Origin of the sequence: Shewanella indica (assembly GCF_033842865.1) — a bacterium.
In the GTDB taxonomy this organism is placed as follows: domain Bacteria; phylum Pseudomonadota; class Gammaproteobacteria; order Enterobacterales; family Shewanellaceae; genus Shewanella; species Shewanella indica.
Map to the genome: position 1 here is coordinate 1,758,687 of NZ_JAWXXR010000001.1, position 18,430 is coordinate 1,777,116.

18 protein-coding genes are annotated in these 18,430 nt (G+C 52.6%); 10 read left to right on the plus strand and 8 right to left on the minus strand.

Translation table 11 applies throughout. The annotated features are described in order from the left end of the window. Positions 1-413 precede the first annotated feature (413 nt). The 3 genes from SIL79_RS08145 to SIL79_RS08155 all read left to right on the plus strand — a co-directional run bounded on the left by SIL79_RS08145 (position 414) and on the right by SIL79_RS08155 (position 3,825). Entirely contained in the window at positions 414-1,934 is a 1,521-nt protein-coding gene (locus SIL79_RS08145) for a flavocytochrome c (protein ID WP_319619119.1), read from the plus strand. Positions 1,935-1,960: 26 nt separating this feature from the next. Continuing rightward, positions 1,961-2,314: a cytochrome c3 family protein gene (locus SIL79_RS08150; protein WP_039034718.1), complete on the plus strand. Its 354-nt coding sequence runs from the start codon at positions 1,961-1,963 to the stop codon at positions 2,312-2,314. 266 nt (positions 2,315-2,580) lie between these two features. Continuing rightward, a complete protein-coding gene (locus tag SIL79_RS08155) occupies positions 2,581-3,825 on the plus strand; it encodes a cupin domain-containing protein (RefSeq protein WP_233962842.1) in 1,245 nt (414 codons plus the stop codon). Between the two features lie 38 nt (positions 3,826-3,863). On the opposite strand, the gene SIL79_RS08160 is transcribed toward SIL79_RS08155, so the two are convergent. After that, on the minus strand, positions 3,864-4,730 hold the full coding sequence (locus SIL79_RS08160; protein ID WP_162206587.1) for a LysR family transcriptional regulator: 867 nt from the start codon (positions 4,728-4,730) through the stop codon (positions 3,864-3,866). Positions 4,731-4,852: 122 nt separating this feature from the next. Here SIL79_RS08160 and SIL79_RS08165 point away from each other — a divergent pair, with 122 nt between their 5' ends. From SIL79_RS08165 to SIL79_RS08180, 4 genes are all read left to right on the plus strand, one after another. Continuing rightward, complete coding sequence (locus tag SIL79_RS08165; protein WP_039034716.1) at positions 4,853-5,527, plus strand: TetR/AcrR family transcriptional regulator; 675 nt, start codon at positions 4,853-4,855, stop codon at positions 5,525-5,527. Positions 5,528-5,934: 407 nt separating this feature from the next. Further along, a complete protein-coding gene (locus SIL79_RS08170; protein ID WP_039034715.1) occupies positions 5,935-6,225 on the plus strand; it encodes an ArsR/SmtB family transcription factor in 291 nt (96 codons plus the stop codon). 64 nt (positions 6,226-6,289) lie between these two features. Continuing rightward, entirely contained in the window at positions 6,290-6,544 is a 255-nt protein-coding gene (locus SIL79_RS08175; RefSeq protein ID WP_071476355.1) for a thioredoxin family protein, read from the plus strand. 117 nt (positions 6,545-6,661) lie between these two features. After that, positions 6,662-7,666, plus strand: a complete 1,005-nt coding sequence (locus SIL79_RS08180) for a permease (protein WP_162206588.1) — start codon at positions 6,662-6,664, stop codon at positions 7,664-7,666. A 272-nt stretch (positions 7,667-7,938) separates the two neighbouring features. On the opposite strand, the gene SIL79_RS08185 is transcribed toward SIL79_RS08180, so the two are convergent. Beyond that, a complete protein-coding gene (locus SIL79_RS08185) occupies positions 7,939-9,306 on the minus strand; it encodes an ATP-binding protein (protein ID WP_039034711.1) in 1,368 nt (455 codons plus the stop codon). Further along, positions 9,306-9,992 (minus strand): response regulator, encoded by a 687-nt coding sequence (locus SIL79_RS08190; protein WP_039034710.1) that lies wholly within the window; start codon positions 9,990-9,992, stop codon positions 9,306-9,308. The genes SIL79_RS08185 and SIL79_RS08190 overlap by 1 nt, the downstream gene beginning before the upstream one ends. Before the next feature lie 208 nt (positions 9,993-10,200). Between SIL79_RS08190 and SIL79_RS08195 the strand changes: the two genes are divergently transcribed. The 3 genes from SIL79_RS08195 to SIL79_RS08205 are packed head-to-tail and all read left to right on the plus strand — an operon-like array spanning position 10,201 to position 12,005. Continuing rightward, entirely contained in the window at positions 10,201-10,746 is a 546-nt protein-coding gene (locus SIL79_RS08195; RefSeq protein WP_071476356.1) for a Spy/CpxP family protein refolding chaperone, read from the plus strand. A gap of 45 nt (positions 10,747-10,791) precedes the next feature. Beyond that, the gene (gene fieF / locus SIL79_RS08200; RefSeq protein WP_100143371.1) at positions 10,792-11,661 is read left to right on the plus strand and encodes a cation efflux pump FieF; all 870 of its coding nucleotides are present in this window, start codon (positions 10,792-10,794) and stop codon (positions 11,659-11,661) included. A gap of 11 nt (positions 11,662-11,672) precedes the next feature. Further along, positions 11,673-12,005 (plus strand): hypothetical protein, encoded by a 333-nt coding sequence (locus SIL79_RS08205; RefSeq protein ID WP_233962843.1) that lies wholly within the window; start codon positions 11,673-11,675, stop codon positions 12,003-12,005. 51 nt (positions 12,006-12,056) lie between these two features. Here the strand turns inward: SIL79_RS08205 and glnG are convergent, their stop codons facing one another. The 5 genes from glnG to SIL79_RS08230 all read right to left on the minus strand — a co-directional run bounded on the left by glnG (position 12,057) and on the right by SIL79_RS08230 (position 18,417). Beyond that, positions 12,057-13,460 carry a nitrogen regulation protein NR(I) gene (gene glnG, locus SIL79_RS08210; protein WP_093983933.1) on the minus strand — a complete coding sequence of 468 codons (1,404 nt, stop codon included), beginning with the start codon at positions 13,458-13,460 and terminating at the stop codon, positions 12,057-12,059. Between the two features lie 16 nt (positions 13,461-13,476). Beyond that, positions 13,477-14,535 carry a nitrogen regulation protein NR(II) gene (gene glnL, locus SIL79_RS08215; RefSeq protein WP_039034706.1) on the minus strand — a complete coding sequence of 353 codons (1,059 nt, stop codon included), beginning with the start codon at positions 14,533-14,535 and terminating at the stop codon, positions 13,477-13,479. A gap of 115 nt (positions 14,536-14,650) precedes the next feature. Then, a complete protein-coding gene (locus SIL79_RS08220; protein ID WP_039034705.1) occupies positions 14,651-15,196 on the minus strand; it encodes a DUF4124 domain-containing protein in 546 nt (181 codons plus the stop codon). 71 nt (positions 15,197-15,267) lie between these two features. Continuing rightward, positions 15,268-16,425, minus strand: coding sequence for an iron-containing alcohol dehydrogenase (locus tag SIL79_RS08225; protein ID WP_319619120.1), 1,158 nt, complete (start codon positions 16,423-16,425; stop codon positions 15,268-15,270). 12 nt (positions 16,426-16,437) lie between these two features. Continuing rightward, the gene (locus tag SIL79_RS08230) at positions 16,438-18,417 is read right to left on the minus strand and encodes an FUSC family protein (protein ID WP_319619121.1); all 1,980 of its coding nucleotides are present in this window, start codon (positions 18,415-18,417) and stop codon (positions 16,438-16,440) included. Between the last annotated feature and the right edge of the window lie 13 nt (positions 18,418-18,430).

Below are 18,430 nucleotides of genomic sequence, written 5' to 3' on the forward strand. Positions count from 1 at the left end.
AAGGGGCCTCTGGGCCCCCAACAGTTTGTTGTGACTTGTCCTGAATACAGTTAGGCCCCAGCAATACGGCTTCAACCCAGCTTTTATGTTTATATTCCCTCTTATTGAGTCGGTGCTTGGTTAACCTTTGCCTTCGATTAGCTTTTGAGCTTGAGAAAGAGGCAAAGTCGTAGCGGTTTATCAGTCGCTCTCACTTCCCCCCTGATTTCATGCCTGTCTTGTGGGCTGCGGCGAAGTTTGGAAACCGTTCCAAAGAATGTCACTTGTCCGGCTTTACAGTTAAAACCCAAGCCAGATGTCATTTTTAAATGTTGCCCTTTTGTTTAAAAAGCAACTGACGCTTAACTCCCGTTTTGGAATTGATTCCACCCCTAAGATGCCAGTGTCGATTAAAACGAAAAAGGTGATGACAGATGAGCAAAGTAGATCTGCTGGGACGCCGTAACTTTATTAAGGGCGTTGGCGCCGCTGCCGGAGTTGCCGTGGCTGCTCCCGTATTGGCTGTATCGGAAAAAGCCACGGATGTGATTTGGGATAAAGAAGTTGAAGTGCTGATTATCGGTTCAGGGTTCGCCGGTTTGGCAGCGGCCATTGAGGCGACCCGCAAAGGCGCCAAAGATGTGCATATCTTTGAAAAAATGCCTTATTTCGGTGGTAACTCTGCTATTAACGGTGGCTTGTTCGCCGCGCCGGGTACACCTATGCAGCAACAGGAAGGTGTCAAGGACTCAGTAGAACAGATGGTTGCCGATCAGTTGAAATCGGGCAGGGGTATCGCCGATGAGGAACTGCTGCGTCATGTGGCTTCACACGCGGTGGAAGCCTTGCAGATGACCCTGGATGCCGGCGCCGAATACCATCCTTACCTGCAACAATTGGGGGGGCACTCGGTTGCCCGTACTTATCAAACCGCGGTCAGTTGCGGTGCAGGTATTACCCAGCCTTTGTATAAAGAGTGCCAGCGGATAGGAGTCAAGACCCATAACCGCTCCAAGTTTGAGGGCTTTGTCCTCGGCAAGGATGGTCGCATCGAAGGGGTGAAGATGCGTCAGGGTTATTACTTCGGCGAAGAGGACTCTGGCAAGTTGGTGTATATCAAGTCCAAGCGCGGTGTCTTGATGGCAACCGGTGGCTTTGCCCAGAATATTGGCCTGCGAATGGCGCAGGATCCGACTCTGACCCATGAAGTGGGTTGTACCAATACTCCCGGCGCCACAGGTGAAGGTATGTTGGAGATGTTCCGTCTCGGCGCTGTGCCTGTGCATCTGGCACATATTCAGTCCGGGCCCTGGGCCTCCCCCGATGAGGGCGGTTTTGGTTATGTCTCCAACTATTCCATCTTCAACTTCCCTCATTCAATAGCGATTAACCGCATGACAGGTAAGCGCTTTATGAATGAAATTGCCGACCGCAAGACCCGAGCCGATGCCGAGTTGGCCTGTCGCGACGAGAAGGGCAATCCGCTGCCACCTATCTTGATCACCAGCTACAAGGACTCCAAACAGCACCCCAATACCGCCAAGGTGCTCAAATACAATGTGGGTTGGAAGTTTGACTCACTGGAGGCTCTGGCCAAACACTTTGAGGTGCCTTTGAAACCGCTTAAGGCACAAATCGAAGAGTACAACCGCTACGTCAAGAGCGGTGAAGACAAGCAGTTTGGCAAGAACATGACCAAGGCAAAAGATAAGTATATTGAAGCGCCTTTCACTGTGGTGCGTCTGTGGCCCAAGGTGCACTACTGCCAGGGCGGAGTCCAGGTGAACACCAAGGCTGAAGTCAAAGACAGCCTCACAGGTAAGCCGGTTGCCGGACTCTATGCCGCAGGGGAAGTGTGTGGCGGCATCCACGGCGTTAGCCGCCTGGGAAGCTGCTCTATCCCCGAATGTATGGTGATGGGTATGACTGCGGCCCGCAGCATGATGCAAGCCTGAATTGAACGGTGAGAGAGGACTCAATAATGAAGAAAGCAAACTTAGTATGGGCACTGCTGTTGGCAGGGCTAACTTCGGTATCGGTTCATGCCGTTCAGCAGCGCGATTATCATAAGGCAGTGATAGGCAAGGATTGCAAGGTATGTCACGACCAAGGGCTTAAGCAGTACCCTTCAGATGGTGCCTGCCTTAAGTGCCACGATGTCGATGAGCTGGCAAAAAAGACAGCCCGCAGTGGTGAGGAAAGATGGCAAAATCCTCATGACAACTTGCATTATGGTAAAGATCTGCCTTGTGTTGAGTGTCATGGTGAACACCAGCCTAAAAAACCTCTGTGCAGTAATTGCCATACCTTTAAATACGATAAACATAAGGAATAATGAAAGGGGTTATATGCTGCCTCAAGTTTCCTCCACCGGCAGCGTGACCCGTAAATATCTTTGATTAAAACAGTCCCTGCAATGGCTGTTTTAATTCTATGATAGGCTCACTTGATCACAAGTGGGCCTTTTTTGTTTGCTGGCTCACAACTCTTTTTCATTCTGTTATCTTTTTTGTTGCCTGTGTTCAGACAACATTTTTGGAATGGATTCCAAGTATATGCTTTGCCTGATATTTACTCTAAATATAATTGAGGTTCCAGGTGATGAATAAGAAACTAATATTAATTTCATTGCTGATTTCCAATACAGCGATGGCGGAAAAATTACCGGATTTTTTGGCCCTGGCTGATATTGAAAATGCAAGTTTTGTTTGTTTGGGTGAAACGCCAGAGTATTCCAAACAAGATCAAAAGTATGTCGATATTCTCTGGGATGAAACCTTGCGTTATTTAAATGGCTTTGCCCAGGCGCTTACCAATGGCGAGCAAGCTCATTGCCTGAACTCGGATGAGGCTATTTACGACACCAGTGTCGGCGGGCAAAAGTTCTGCGTAATGGATCGCCGCGATATGCAGCTGATGGTGAAAAATATCTATCAGGTATTGCACAATCCCCAAAGTGCCAAAACTTGTTTCGGGGCTCGCCGTGATGTCAATTGGATCTACAGCCCAGGTGGGGAACTGGAGCAAAAATCCCCCGTGGCTCAGTGGGCGAAACGCATGAGCTTTAATGAATTCTTCAAGCAGAAAGTCACCAATAAACAGGTGCAAAAGCAGGGAAAAATCTTTACTGATAACTTCTATAAAATGGTCACAGGTGATGAGGTGAAGATGCCATCGGCTTTCCCCTATGACATCAGCGCCAACGCCTTGCCCAACCTGTGGGCCGCTGCCGGTTGGTTCCCCATGTATGCCGAAGAAAGCAAGCGCAATGACAAGAACTACAATAATGTTCGTGGCGGTTATGCTTATGCAGAGATCTTCGGTCACTGGGGACTACTGAGAATTGACAGCATCAATGGTGAGAAAGTCGGCGCCGAAGTAGGTATGACAGTACAGTCGGTCGATACTCTTTACCCGTTTCACAACCATGCCATTTCTGAAATGTACTACAACATGAGGCTGCCGGCTTGCACCAATCAGTTCAAGAGCCTGGCAATCAAAGCCGATTCACCTTTGTTGGAAACTGTAAAAGAGAATGACAAGATGCGCCGGGTCCGCTTCGATGCCGGGCAACCCAATGTCGATGCCATGTGGCTTTCCGGCAGCAGCGAACGCGATCCCCTGTTGTATTTTCACCAGAACACCATCCATGCCTTCGATGTTGATGGTAGCTGCGAAGCCAAGCCGGAAGAGAGAGCGATAGTCTCGGTTTGGGCCAGAAGCAATGCCCACGACAAACGCAATGACTATGGTACAACACTCTTGTGTGAATCAGCGCAGCAGCCGGGTACGCCGGCCAAAAAGGGCGAAACCATTCAGTGCGATCTGAGTAAGCTCAAGTGGTAGTTAATCAAGATGAAAGCCGGCATTAGCCGGCTTTCATCTTATTCTACGGTCGTGTTTCTGTTTTTGAGATTGGCCTTCAACAGGGCGATGAGTTGATCGCAGGCTTCAGTCTGGCTCTTCGGATTGAGATAGAGAGATTCATTGAACACGGGCAAGGGAGGGAGATCATGCTCTATGGGATCGAGGATCTGCATCTTGTCGTTGATCCTGAATTCGGCAATCGGGGCTATGCTCAAATCATTTTCAACCGCCATGCACAAGGCTTGGGGAGAGGGGGTGGAAAGCAGCACATTGATGGGTCGCATTGACAGTTGGTGGTTGGCAAACACCTGAGCTCTGATGGGGCAGTTTTCCGGGTAAAGTGCCATGGGAATCGTTTCTCGTTTATGGGCACTGCCGTTCTTGGCGGCAACCCAATGAAAACGCCGTTCGAACAGGAGCTCTCCCTGCACCGGAGGCTGCCAATGGGTCGCCACTATCAGGTCGAATTCCCCTTGATGCAACCGCTTATACAGATTGCCGCTGACATCTGTGTCTATGACCAACTCAATACAGGTGAACTCACGAACAAATTCCAGCAGGCAGTTGTCCAGATAATAGGTAATATAATCAGTGGGAACGCCGAGGCGAATCACTTCGCGATTCTGGCAGTCTTTCAGCTCATCCAAGGCTTGGGTGTTGAGTTGCATCATCTTATAGGCGTAGTTGAGCAGGGTATTGCCGGATTCGGTCAGCACTACGCCTCGATTGTCTCGGAGCAACAAGGGTTGGCCGACACTTTCTTCCAGCTTTTTGATCTGTAAGCTTAATGCTGACGGGGTGCGGCAGACTTTTTCTGCAGCCTTGGATAAATTGCCGCATTCGGCCACAGCAATAAAACTCTCGAGCAATTCTATTTTTAACATTGGCTATTGGCGTGACTCATAATGGTATCAGTATTACTCAATATCGCAGTCGCATAAAGCTTGTTACTATTTTATTGTGAAGTTGGGAGAGTTTGTATTTAAGCTTTGCTCAGGAGTGGCCAATGGGAAAATGGGAACGACGAGGAAACTTTTTGGTTGAAGTGGCGCAACGTTGTTTAAGAGGACAGAAGACTTTCGGTTTATGTCGTTCTCATCTTGTTGAAGCCAGTCAAATATCCAAAGGCACTGTATATAATCATTTCACTACAGAAGCCGATCTCATGGTGGCAGTGGCTTGCAGTGAATATGAGTATTGGCTCAAGCAGGCCAAACAGGATGAAATACAATATAAAGACCCTCTGGAAAGGTTTATATTTCATCATTGTCAGCGGCTCTATGAAGTATTGTCGACAAATAAATTTGTCATTGAGCGGATAATGCCAAATCAAGCCCTGTTGCTATTGGCGACCGAGTTTTATCGGCATGGCTGTGAAAGACGTTTCGATGAATATATGCAGTGGAATGCCAAGACTATTTCCGCTGTGGGAGAGGTGCCAGGATTCGATCGGGTCGAGCTGGTGATGAGTTATCTGCGTGGCGCCATGATCAATACCGACGATGCCTGCAAGGCCCACGACGACCCGCAGCTCTATTACCAGTTCAGTTATGCGCTGATCCATCTGATGGGGCACTCAGATAAGCGCAGTCCCTCCAAACAACAGTTTGCCGCCTGGCTAAGCCGCCAACCCCGGCTTGAAGATGAGCCTGAAGGTCTCAGGCGTGTGGTAAATGGATGACGACCTCGATCCACCTTGGATACGATTGCTGGTCTGAATATGGCCGTTGTTAGTAAGGCTTATTTCTACCCATGACCCCTTGGCCTCGGCGCAGTTATTTACCTGGGCATGGCAGTAGCGAATGGCGTTGCGCAGCAGATTTTCAATCGTCAGCGACTCAAGCTTTGGGGCTATGGACTGTTCCAGCTCTTCCGGTATCAGGAAGTTAAGTTCCTTTTGCTCATCTCCGACCATCCCCTTTTGGCGTGCCAGGGCTAGCGCCAGTTCGTCTTATGGTGCTTGGATTGCCCCTGTCCCCTGGTTTTTTATTGGCAATGACGTGTTTTATTTCATAACTCCCTTGCTAAAAAGTGAGTTTATCGATTCACTATGGCACACAATGTGTTCTGTGTTGTGGAAGAGAATTTGTGGAACAACTAACCAAAACTAAAGCCGATATTTTCAAGGCCTTGGGACATCCAACGCGTCTATGGATAGTTGAACAACTTGCTGATGGCGAAAAATGTGTATGTGAATTTGTAGAGGCACTTGATGTTGATTTTTCAACGGTTTCCAAGCATCTATCCATACTTCGTACTAGGGGCATTGTCGGTATGGAAAAGCGTGGGAAGCAGATCTTCTATCATCTAGCTATGCCGTGTTTGCTTCATTCACTCAATTGTATTGATTGTTTACAGGATCACCAAATTCAGAAGTAGATCGCATTCCCGAAGTGGTTTCTTACCTATCATTTGGCTAAACAACCAAATGATAGGTGGTGTTATGTTTAAAATCAAAGTGTTAGGGTCTGGCTGTACTAAATGCCAAAAGCTGGCTGAAACTTGTTCTGCTGTGGCGGATTCTTTAGAGCTTGATTATCAGCTAGTTAAAGTTACAGATGTCGAAGAAATTATGGAGTACGGTGTGATGTCGACTCCGGCTTTGGTTATAGATGAACAAGTTAAGTTGACAGGTCGTCTTGCCAGTCCTGCGGAGATCAAGGCGTTAATGCTGGCACACATTGAATCTTCAGTGTAGAGCATAGCCAAGCCGGAATAAGCGGCTTCTTCTCCGGCTTTCCATCTAAGCAAGGTGCGAATAAGTCCTCGCGACACCTTTCCTAATAATGTAGCCACAGCTCAATGGTGGTAAATCATGATGCACCTCTTTTCTGACCTGGCGACTTGGATAACTTTTGGATTGTTAGGCATTCCTCCAGAGACCAAGCTGGCTGACGCAATACACTTTTTTATTGAAGATACCACTAAGATTTTCGCGCTGTTGATCCTGATGATTTATGTCATCGCCTTGGTGAGAGCCTCACTTAATGTTGAACGTGTTCGGGATTATTTAGCGGGTAAAAATCGTTTTGTCGGTTATTTTCTGGGAGCAAGTTTTGGTGCGGTGACCCCCTTTTGCTCTTGTTCAAGTATTCCGGTGTTTCTAGGTTTCACCTCCGCAGGCATTCCTGTCGGCATCACTATGGCATTTCTTATTACTTCACCCTTAATTAATGAGGTCGCCATTCTGCTGTTGGTAAGCTTATTGGGGTGGAAGTTTACGATGATTTATGTAGGTGTAGGTCTGTCTGTGGGTATACTTGCAGGGGCTTTCCTGGATGCTGTTCGTGCTGAGCGTTGGCTACAGTCCTTTGCAGCCAAGGCGTTTGAAAGAGGGAAATTACAGGCGGGTGTATCTAATAATCAACAAGAAGCATCGGCCCCACTGATGACTTTATCGGAACGACATCAATTTGCCAAAAGTGAAACCAAAGCGATTTTTTCTCGGGTATGGAAATGGGTCATTATCGGCGTTGGGCTTGGCGCGGCACTTCATGGGTTTGTTCCGGATGGTTGGATTGAAACTCACTTGGGTGATGGTCAATGGTGGTCTGTGCCTGTTGCTGTGTTAATAGGTATTCCGCTTTATTCCAATGCGACTGGGGTTATTCCTATTATGGAAAGCCTCATCATCAATGGTCTTCCTATAGGGACAACATTGGCTTTTTGTATGGCCACAGTTGCCGCCAGCTTCCCCGAATTTATCTTGCTTAAGCAGGTGATGCAATGGCGTTTGTTAGCGATTGTTTTTACGATTTTACTGATGTCATTCACCCTTATAGGGTGGGTTTTCAACGCAATTGGTCCTATGTTGGTCTAGCTCCAATATTAAAATATTGACTAAAGTAACGCTGTGCTTTGTGCCATCTCTTTCAGAAGAGATGCTTTAGCGGGGGCGCAGTGCTTCACCTAGCGAGGAAGTGTTGCGACTGGCTTTTCAGGGGCGATTATGGGCCAGCCCCTCGTATTTTTGGCCTCCCTAATAATCAGTATCTGCAGAGATAGATGTTTAATGGTTATGCAGTCACATATCAACATGATTGAGCACAATGTATGCCGCCAATCCTCTTTGGAAGGTGAGCCCGAGGGGGCTCAGGCGTGTGGCAAATGGATGACGACCTCGAGCCCACCTTGGGCGCGATTGCTTGCCAGAATATGGCCACCGTGGGCTTGCACTGCGGCATCGGCAATGGCCAGCCCCAGACCCCAACCGCCACTCTCTCTTTCCCTGGCTGAATGCGGTCGATAGAAGGGCTTGAAAATAGCCTCCAACTCAGATTCCTCAATACCCGGGCCGTCGTCAGTAATGCTTATCTCTACCCATGGCCCCTTGGTCTCGGCGCAGATATTTACCTGGGCATGGCAGTAGCGAATGGCGTTGCGCAGCAGGTTTTCAATCGCCCGCGACAGCGGTCTTGGGTAGATGGGCAACTCCAGTTCTTCCGGTATCAGGATGCAGAGCTCTTTTTGTTGCTGTTCGGCTTCAAATTCGGCATCGTCCAGTACCTGGCTCAGTGATTCAGCCAAGCCTACTTTCAGTTTGTTGTCCTGTGCCTTGAGTTTCACCCGGGAAAGTTCCAGCAGCTCGGCAATCATTTTTTCCAGTTGGTCGGCCTCGTAGGCGATACGTTCGGCTTCATCTCCGGCCATACCCTTCTTGCGTGCCAGAGCCAGTGCCAATTGCAGTCTGGTCAACGGAGTTCGCAGCTCATGGGAGATGTCGCTTATCAGTCGCTGCTGATTATTGACCATGGTTTCGATGGCGGCCGCCATGCTGTTAAAGGCCTGGGCCAGTTCGCCGATTTCGTCGTGGCGTCCGGCAGTGGCATCGTCGACCCGGCTGTTCAATTGTCCCAGCGCCAGGGCGTTGGCGCTTTGTTTCAACGAACGCAGCGGCTTGCCCAGGTGCCAGGCCAACAAACCACAGAGCAACCCTGAAAGCAGAATCGCCAGCGACAATGTCAATAACTTGTGTTCAATAAAGAAAAAGAACCAGGGCATGGGGTGGTGATCCGGCAACCGGCCATAAAGGGCATAGGGAGTGCCGTTAACCTTAAAATCGAATGGGCCGAATATCAGTTCATCGCGAAACTGGTGTGAAATTGGCGCGTTGGCTTCCTCCGCCATCAACATAAAGCGGCGCATGCCTTTGGACACTCTGTGAGTGTTGATTATCTGTCCCTGCTCATTGACCAGATAGATGCGAATTGGCTTGCCTTCCATGCTGCGTCTGCGCTCCCAATGGTGCAGAAAGCGGCCATTCAACTTGGCCGGTTCCTGTTGCAGCTCATCGGCGACCTGAGACAAGACCTCCCGCAGTTTAGGCGGCATTGGGGCCCTGTCATGGTTTTGCTGCAGCAGCGGCAGCATGCCAACAGCAAGAATGATCAGGCTGCTGCAGAGCCAAAAGCCCAGCAGCAGTTTGATAAAGAGGCGATTGGGCAGGGAAAATGATTTCATCAGGGGATCCAGATATAACCTTTGCCACGTATGGTCTTGACCCTGGGGCGACCGTCGCTGCGTTCCGGCAGTTTCTTGCGTAGGTTGGAAAGGTGCATGTCCAGGCTGCGATCAAAGGGCATCAACTTTTTGCCCAGCACGGTTTCGCTAAGCTCATCTTTGCTGATCAGTTCGCCGGCCTGATTGGCCAGGGTATAGAGCAGGCTGAACTCAGTACCGGTCAGCAGCAGTAACTGTTCATTGCAATAGGCTTCCTGACGGGCAGAGTCCAGGCTGAGATCGCCTATGGTTTGAATACCGCTCTGGGGAATGTCCTGCGGGGTGATATTGGCACGGCGTATGATGGCGCGGATCCTGGCAACCAGTTCCCTGTCATTGAAAGGCTTGGGCAGATAGTCGTCTGCGCCTATCTCCAGGCCAACCACTCTGTCTATCTCATCGCCACGGGCGGTGAGCATAAGCACGGGGGTTTGTTTCTTGCCACGCAGCTCCCTGAGCACTTCGAAGCCGTTGAGCTTGGGCAGCATCACATCCAATAGGATCAGGTCGTAATCATTGGCAATCGCCAGTTCCAGGCCGCTCTGACCATCATGGGCCAGTGTCAGCTCAAAGCCTTCCAGCTCCAGCAATTGCCCCAAGAGTTCTGCCAGGCCCAGGTCATCGTCTATCAATAAAATCCGGCTCATTTATACGCCTCACACAATTTCTCTCTGCCGAGTATACCCGCTTTTGAGTCAACTGCGGTTTAGCTGTGTAAGTCTGGGTAAAGATACGGATCTTCAACCCGGATAACCAAGCTTTACAGTGCTTTACTCAGTTTGAACCCACACTTACACATAGAGGACTAGACTGGAAGACGTCAAATACTTCCCGACCGAGAACGAGGATATCCATATGAAGACTTCAATCAAAGCAAGCTTGCTGGCCCTGATCGCCGGCACCACTCTGATGGCTGGTGCGGTACAAGCCGGTGACGGCTACGGCGATTGTCCGCACCGTGACGGCGACCGTGGTTATCACCACATGAAGGGCGAGCGTGGCTACCATCACATGAAGGGTGAGCGCGGCTATCACCACCACATGAAAGGTGACAAGGGCCATTTTGGCATGTATGGCCTGCGAGGTCTGGATCTGACCGACGCCCAGAAAACAGAGATCCAGGCGTTGATGGAACAACACAGAAGCAGCATGTCACGTCCTGACAAGGAAACCCGAGCAGCACACAGAGCCGAAATGCAGGCACTGATGACCTCAGGCAACTTCGATGAAGCCAAGGCCAAAAAGATTATCGAGCAGCGTCAGCAAGTGCGTGAACAACATATGTTGGAGCGCATGAAGTTACACAATCAAATTTATAATTTGCTGACACCTGAACAGCAAGCGAAATTCAAAGAAGGTCCTTACCGTTGTGGTGATTGTTTCGGGCCAGCGGCAAATTAAATCTGCTACTATGGGCTCAGTGACTCCCGACCGCTGAGCCCTTGAATGACACCGACTTCCCGCTACGAGTTTTGGGTTAAATTGGCGAGCCGCGCCGCAGTGGCGACCGCGATTACCCTGATCCTGATAAAACTGGCTGCCTGGCTCTGGTCCGGGTCTGCCAGTATGTTGGCTTCCCTGACCGACTCCTTTGCCGATGCCCTGGCATCCATAGTTAACTTTATTGCCATTCGCTATGCCCTGGTCCCTGCCGATCAGGAGCACAGGTATGGTCACGGCAAGGCTGAGCCTCTGGCATCTTTGGCGCAATCGGCCTTTATTATGGGGACGGCATTCCTGCTGCTGTTTCACGGCGGCGAGCGCCTGGTCAATCCCATGCCTTTGACCCATGCCACTCTAGGTATTGTGGTATCCATTATCGCCATGGTGTTGACCTTGGCTTTGGTATTACTGCAAAAACGGGCCTTGGCGGCCACCAAGAGCACAGTGGTCGAAGCCGATGCCCTGCACTATAAGTCAGATCTGTTTCTCAATGGCGCCGTGCTGTTGGCGCTGATTTTGGCGCAATATGGCTGGTGGTGGGCTGACGGCCTGTTCGCGGTATTGATCGCCCTCTACATAGGTCAACAGGCCTGGTCGCTGGGGTATCGCTCGATTCAGGCCTTGCTCGATAGGGAGCTGGATGATGAAACCCGGCTGCGCATTCGGCAATTGGCCGAGCAGGATACTCAAGTGCGTGGCATTCATGACCTGCGTACCCGTCAGGCGGGCAAGACCACCTTTATTCAACTGCATCTGGAGTTGGACAAAGAGCTGAGCCTGCAACAGGCCCACGATATTGCCGTGGCCACAGGCGAGCGGATCCGCGCCGACTTTGACCATGCCGAGGTGATTATTCACCAGGATCCTGTGTAGCGGGCACTGTCATGGCATGGATGCAACAACAGAGGTTGAATCTCGAAGGGGGTGAGCTGCACTGTCGGTATTATCCATTAAGCAGTCGTCTGGAACTTGAATGGCAGGGGCAACAGTGTTTTTGTCAGCGCCTCTATGGTTTGCCAAGACGGCAAACCATAGTCTTGAATGGTCAATACTACCGGCTGGAGATCATCTCTTTACCTCTTTGGCGCGCCGAGTTGATTGCAGCCGATGGTTCCAGTTGGCTACTCTTGCCTGATCGCAGACGCAGGGGACTGATCCGTTGGGGCTATTCCCTGAGTTTGGCGGCACTGCGTCTGGCCGCCAAAATCCTCTCTTAATAACCTGCACCCTTGGGCTTATTTGGGTCATGTCCCCATCTTTATGAGGTTTCAGTCCATCGCCAGTTCTTTGAGCTTGCGGGTCAGGGTGTTGCGGCCCCATCCCAGGCGTTTGGCGGCTTCCTGTTTGTGGCCCTGGGTATGCTCCAGCGCGGTTTCCAGCAAGATGCGCTCAAACGCGGGTTGGATTTCGGTCAGCAGATCGCTCTCGCCCTGTGACAGGCGCATATCCAGCCACAATTTCAGGGCGTTTTGCCAATCCTGGGACGGGTTTGCACTGCCTTGAGGTGCCTTGGGCTCCTTGAACAGCTCAGGCGGCAGATCCTGAGGGATAATTTCCTGGCCTGAAGCCATCACGGTCAACCAGCGGCAGGTGTTTTCCAACTGGCGCACGTTGCCGGGCCAGGGTAGTTGCTGCAGCTTGGCAGCGGTTTCCGGGGTGAGTATTTTGGCCTCTACCCCTATCTCTTTGGCGGCACTGGCCAGGAAATGGCGTGCCAACTGCGGAATATCTTCCCGCCGCTGCGACAGCGGTGGCAGATGAACTCGAATCACGTTCAGGCGGTGGAACAAGTCTTCCCGAAAGCCCCCCTTGAGTACCAGTTGTTCCAGGTCCTGATGGGTTGCGGCAATAATCCTGACATCGACCTGCACCGGAGAGTGGCCGCCGACCCGATAGAATTGGCCATCGGCCAGTACCCGCAACAGCCGGGTCTGTACGTCCAGTGGCATATCGCCTATCTCATCGAGAAACAGAGTGCCGCCATTGGCCTGCTCAAACCGCCCCTGACGCACACTGGCGGCGCCGGTGAAGGCACCTTTTTCGTGGCCGAACAGCTCGGATTCGATCAGCTCCTTGGGGATGGCCGCCATATTGAGGGCGATAAAGGGTTTGTCTTTGCGTGGGCTGTGTTTGTGCAGTGCCCCGGCAACCAACTCTTTACCCGTACCGGACTGACCGTTGATCAGCACACTGATCGATGAGCGCGACAAACGGCCTATGGCGCGAAACACCTCCTGCATTGCGGGGGCTTCGCCGATGATCTCCGGTGCCTTGACCTGAGGCTCGGCCGCTGCAGGAGCCTGCTCTGTGGCATGGTTGAGCGCCCGCTCCACCAGGGCAATCGCCTCATCTATGTCGAAGGGCTTGGGCAGATACTCGAACGCCCCGGCCTGATAGGCGCTGACGGCACTGTCGAGATCGGAATGGGCCGTCATTATGATCACCGGGATATGGGGATAATGCAGGCCGATACGTTCCAGCAGGGTCAGGCCATCGGTCCCCGGCATGCGGATATCCGAGACTATGACCTTGGGCTGGGAGATTTCCAGCGCCTGCCACAGTGACTCGGCGGCGGCAAAGCTGGCGCAGCTGAGTTTGGCGCCTTGCAGTGCCCGTTCCAGTACCCAACGAATTGAACTGTCATCATCGAGGATCCAAACCTGTTCACTCATATTGTTTCCTCTCTTGTTAGCCGCTGTGGTTGTTGATCGGCAATGTCAGGCTGAACTCTGTGTGTCCCGGGGCCGAATCGCAGTCGATACGGCCGCCGTGCAGCCTGGCAATATTGTGGGCGATGGATAGCCCCAGGCCGTTACCGTCCTTACGGCCTGTCACCATGGGGTAAAACAGGGTATCCACCAGTTCCGGGGCGATACCCGGGCCGTTGTCTATGATTGACAGCACCAGCACCAACTTGTGTCTCTGGTTACCTATGGTGACCTGATGGGCGGTGCGGGTGCGGATCATGATATCGCCGCCCTGATGCTCCAAGGCTTGTACTGCATTTTGCACTATGTTGAGGATTGCCTGTTGCAGTTGATCTTCATCCATAGGCAAGTCTGGAATGGATGGATCGTAATCCTGACGCAGATGTATCTGTTGCGGCAGGGTCACACTCACCAGATTGATCACCTTTTGCAGCACCAGATGTATGTTCTGCAGCTTGTGCTGCGATGGTTTCTGTGGCCCCAGCAATCGGTCTACCAGGGCGCGCAGCCTGTCGGCCTGCTCTATGATGAGTGTGGTGAACTCCTTGAGCTGCGGCTCGCTAAGCTCGCGGGACAACAGCTGCGCCGCACCGCGCAGTCCACCCAGCGGGTTTTTGATCTCATGGGCCAGGTTGCGCACCAGATATTGGGCCGCCTGCTGCTGGGCATCCAGAGTCAACTGCTGGTGAATACGCCGCTGCTGATCCACCTGCCTGAGTTCCAACAGGCTCAAGGGCTTGAGCTGTTCTCCCTGCTCCAGAGGGATCAGTGTCATATCTACAGTGTGGTGCTGGCCATCCAGGCTGATGAGTTGGGCGGTATTGACCGTCAGCCCCTGACGTTCCAGCACTGCGCTTTGCAGCACCCTGGGTTCAACTCCTATGGCATGCAGATGCTCTGTCAGTACCTGCTCCTGCAACCTGTGGCGGGAGACGCCCAGCAACTGCTCGGCAGCGGCGTTGGCATAGCTGGGGAGCAGGTCACTGTCGATGACCAGAACGGCAGTTGCCAGATGATTGAGCAGGATATTTGTGTCCATAGAGTTTCCCATAGCAGGATTGCACCATAATGGTGCACCAATTCGGTGCAGGCCGCAAGCCAACAACTCTGTGGACTAACTCGAAATGCAAAGTAGCTAATTCATTGAAATAAAATTAGTTACTTGGCTTGGGGCCCTTCCCGGGAGCCGGGAAGGCGGGTTGCATCAGTCCGGCTTGGTGCAGAAAAATGGTTATGGGACTACTGGATGCAAGGACTTTGCCGTTTTGTTGCACCGCCTTGAGTTGCAGCGTGTGTTCGCCGCGGTCGATGTCCTTGAGCTGGAAGAGATTGCTGCGCTGAGCATCGCTGGTGGAGATGCCATCTATGTAGAGTTGCAGAAAATGACCCGATGCCAGCTCCGGCTCTACTTCTACCTGAACCTGAAAATCACCGGCGTTATCGCGAATGGTTTCTTCATGCTGTGGTGAAAGTATCTTCAACCCATAGCCGACCTGTTCCACTTCTATGGGATCGGGCAGAGCTTTAGGCGTTTCCAGGCTTATTTGATTCTGGGTCTTGTCGGTGAATTCCACTGCCTGGGCTTGGGGGGTGGGTTCATCACTGTAATGCACCTTGCCATCTTTATCGACCCACTTATAGACAGTCGCCTGGGCAACCAGCGACAGCAGTGCCAGGCTGATTATCATCAGAGTACGCATAAAGACTTCCCTTGTTATGCAGTTGTGAACTTGTTTCAGATTAGCCTGTTTATTGGCAAAAATCACTGCCTTTAAAGGCTGGCCTGAAAAACCTGTCGGCTCAGCTCAAGGTCGACCCGGCCGTCTTCCCCCAGTTGGGTCAGGCCCTGGCGCTCAAGGTTTTCCAGCAGCGGCGTTATGGCCTCGTGGCCTATGCCATAGTCACTGAGGTGAGTCTTGACTCCCATGGATTCAAAGAACAGCCGGGTTTGCTCTATGGCTGCATCTATGCGTTGTTCTTCGCTGCCGTCGATGAGTTGCCAGACCCGTTCGGCATACTGCAGCAGCTTGGCGTGTTTGGCGGCTTTTCTCAGGCGCAGCATGGCCGGCAGCAGTATGGCGAGGGTCACGGCATGATCCAGGCCGTGGCGCACCGTCAGTTCATGACCCAGCTTATGGGTCGACCAGTCTTGCGGAACACCGGCGCCGATCAGGCCGTTGAGCGCCATGGTGGCGCTGAACATGATATTGGCGCGCACCCGATAGTTTTCGGGCTCTGCCAGCGCCTTGGGGCCTTCCTCTATCAGAGTGAGCAGCAGGCCTTCGGCAAACCTGTCCTGTACCTTGGCGTCGACCGGGTAAGTCAGGTACTGCTCGGTCACGTGCACAAAGGCATCCACCACGCCGTTGGCAACCTGTGGTTGCGGCAGGCTGAAACTCAGTTGTGGTGCCAGCACAGAGAAGCGGGGAAACACCGAGGGATGACGAAAGGAGCGCTTGAGGCCAAGAGTGCTATTGCTGATCACCGCGCAGTTATTCATCTCTGAGCCCGTGGCCGGCAGGGTCAGCACAGTACCGAGCGGCAGAGCTTGGTCAATGTGGCGACCGTCGGTTTCCAGTATCTCCCAGGGCTCTCCCTGATAGGGCACGGCGGCGGCAATAAACTTGCCCGCATCTATGATGGAACCGCCGCCGATGGCGAGAATAAAGTCCAGCTTTTGTTGCCTTATCTGCTCTACCGCCTGTAACAGCTGGTGGTACTCGGGGTTGGGGCTAATGCCGCCGAACTCGGCGCAGACACGTTGACCCAATACTAGGCCGACTTGGGTCAGGGTGCCATTGCGTTTGGCGCTTTGGCCGCCGTAGAGCAAGAGCACTCTGGCATCATTGGGCACCAGAGTGTCCAACTGCTCCAGGCTGCTACGGCCAAAGAGCAGGCGGGTTGGATTGTAAAATTCAAAATCGTACATCTTGAACTCCTGTCAGCCGTGAGTATTGCCGCCTAGGGCGTAGGGACGTTGCCAGTCAAGCCAAGCATAGAGATGGGCGATATCCTGCATTACCCAAGAGGGAATCGCTTCAGCTTGTTTGGCTGACAGCTGCGTAGGTGCATCTGTTGAATTGGGCGCTGGCCCGGACTCGGCTTGATGCATCTCTGTTGCCAAAAAGCGCTGGCGAAACAGCTGGGGCCAGGCCGCCAACTGTTGCTCTGCCAAATGCAGCGGCGGCTTTTGCTGCTGGCGTGCCACCAACACCAGGGTGCAGTGCAGCGTCAGCCCAAGCCAGAGAAAACTCTGCCAGTCCAGCAGCTCCCGCTGGCCAGTGTTGGGCTCGAGCTTCAAAAAGCCGACTTCTTGCCCCAGTTGCCTCAGCGCCGCATGGGCTTGCCAGCGCAGGGCGTTGTCGGCTTTACCTGTATTGATACTGGCAAGCCAAGCCCGTTCCAGCTCGATAAAGTGGCACACATAGCTGTCGAGCCAGCGCCGGGTCCAACTGGGAATAAACAGATGCATCGCCAGAAATGCCATCAGGGCGCCGGTAAAGGTGTCCAGCGCTCGGTAGAAGGCGATATAGGGGTCGCTTGGCAACAACAGGGTGATGGCAAACACCATCAGCATGGTGAGCCAGAATACATGGATCTCGTATCTGGCCTTGTAAAAAGTGGCAAAGGCCAGAAAGGCACTCAGGCAGGTGGCCGGTAATAACCAGCTACCGGCGCCCAGATACCAGATAAGCCCCAGTGCCAACACAGAGCCGAGCACTGTGCCATAGAAGCGGCTCCAGATCCTGGCCTGCAACTGCCCGAGCGGTGCTACCATCAGCACTATGTAGGCGGTGAGCGTCACCCAATACCCCTGCGGCAGTTGCAGTAGTTCCACCACTGCCTGACAACACAGCAGAGTGAACAGAATTCTCAGGCCGTGGTGCCATTCCCGCGAGTGTTTCACCAGGGCCTTGCGCCATTGACTGCGAACGCTTTGGGCATCGGAAGGCCAGATAAGCTCCAGGCGCTCGCGCCAGTCGGCTGCCAGCGGTCTTTGGGGATCCAGCGCCAAGGCCAGGCGGTTGGCGGCATCCAATAGCAGAGGTTGCGGCTTGTCACCCAAGGGCGGCGGCGTCGGCTTGATGCCTTTTTCCCTGTGGGTCTTGAGTTCGTTGGCAAAATTAGCCAAATACTGCTGCAGTGCCGGGTTGGCGGCATCATTTTGTTGCAGCCTGCCTATGCTCTCCAGAGTTTCTATCAGGATAAGATTCGACTCCAGTTGCCAGGCGATGTGTTGCACCTCGGCTTTATCCGGCATTTCCAGCAGCCAGTGGGCCAGTACGGCGATGGCATCATCGAGCTGTTCCCGCAAGGCCAGACGCTGGCCGACATTGGCGGCGTCCGAGTGGCTGAGTATATTGCACCAGAAGCCGAATTTGCGCTGCACACTGGCCAGCAGCTGTTCGCCTTGACGTATCGCCATCCAGGGCCCGGCGACGACGGCGCTGATGACTGCCAACCAGCTGCCGAACAGGCTGGAGAGCAACAACATCTTCCAGTCGGTACCCGACTCCAGCAGGTGCAGGCCGCAGATCAGGCAAAAGCCGGCGTTGTAGGTCAGCAGCTGAATGTATTTTCTTTGGTTTGAGCTGAGGCCATATAACAGGCCTATGGCGCCGAGTACGCTGATCCCCAGCCAAGGATGGATCAGGCTCAGCAAGGCCAGAGCGCTGCTGATACAGCAAAGGAGTGCCGACTTGCTCAGCAGCCCGGCTCGTTTGGGATAAGCCAGGTTGCGTCCCTGGACGCCGACCAGCCAGGCACAGATCAGGGCGTTGACGCCGCTGGCACTGTCGCCGAGAAACGAAAACAGCAACAGGCCCGCCATCATGGGCAGCCCTATGCGTAAGCCTTCAGGAAGATCGGCACGATCAGGCAGCCATTGCAGCAGGCGCTGGAATAGATAGGATAGATTCACGTTACTTTGCTTT